The organism is Microbacterium sp. H6 (genome assembly GCF_003314775.1).
Lineage (GTDB): Bacteria > Actinomycetota > Actinomycetes > Actinomycetales > Microbacteriaceae > Microbacterium > Microbacterium oxydans.
In genome coordinates this window covers 1-734 of sequence record NZ_QOAY01000286.1, presented here as the reverse complement: position 1 = coordinate 734, position 734 = coordinate 1, and the positions used below count along the sequence as shown (strand labels likewise).

Genomic DNA, 734 nt, shown 5'->3' with positions numbered 1-734 from the left:
ATCCTCGCGGTGGTTGCAAGCATCGTGATGACAGCGCGTGCCAGGCGACACCGCCGCGAAAACGACCCCGACTGCTGCCCGCCCCTTCGCCCGACCATAACGAAGACAGACCCGAGGCGAAGGGAAACCGGAACCAAATGATCATGGCCATTAGACCCCGGCATACGGCCCGCCCGATAGGCCCCTAGCCAGCAGGCAAGTCGCCGATCAACGCGCGCGAACTCTGATGTGAAATCTAAAGGTCATCCGCATGGTCCCGGATCAAGCCGTCACGCGGCGGCGACGTCCTGCGCGGTCACGTGCTTGCCTTCCGCGTCGACGCGGCGCGCAGGCCGTTGAGGATCACGATCACCTCGGCGATCTCGTGCACCAGCACCACCGCCGCAAGCCCCAGGACGCCAAAGAGGGCGAGCGGGAGCAGGGCGGTGATGATCAGCAGCGACAGGATGATGTTCTGGTTGATGATGTGCCGCCCCCGACGGGCATGGGCGAACGCGCGCGGGAGAAGCCGCAGATCGTGACCGGTGAAGGCCACGTCGGCCGACTCGATCGCGGCGTCGGAGCCCGTCGCGCCCATCGCGATCCCGATGTCCGCGGCGGCCAGCGCAGGGGCGTCGTTGATGCCGTCGCCGATCATCGCGACCGGCCCCTTCGCACCGAGCTCTGCGATCGCGGCGGCCTTGTCTTCGGGGCGCAGCTCGGCGCGGACGTCATCGATCCCTGCATGCGCAGCG

General features: G+C 67.4%; 1 protein-coding gene. It reads right to left on the bottom strand.

The genetic code is table 11. From position 1 onward, the window contains the following. Positions 1-295 precede the first annotated feature (295 nt). On the bottom strand, positions 296-734 hold a 439-nt coding region (locus DSP71_RS18390; protein ID WP_113681774.1), incomplete at its 5' end, for an HAD-IC family P-type ATPase.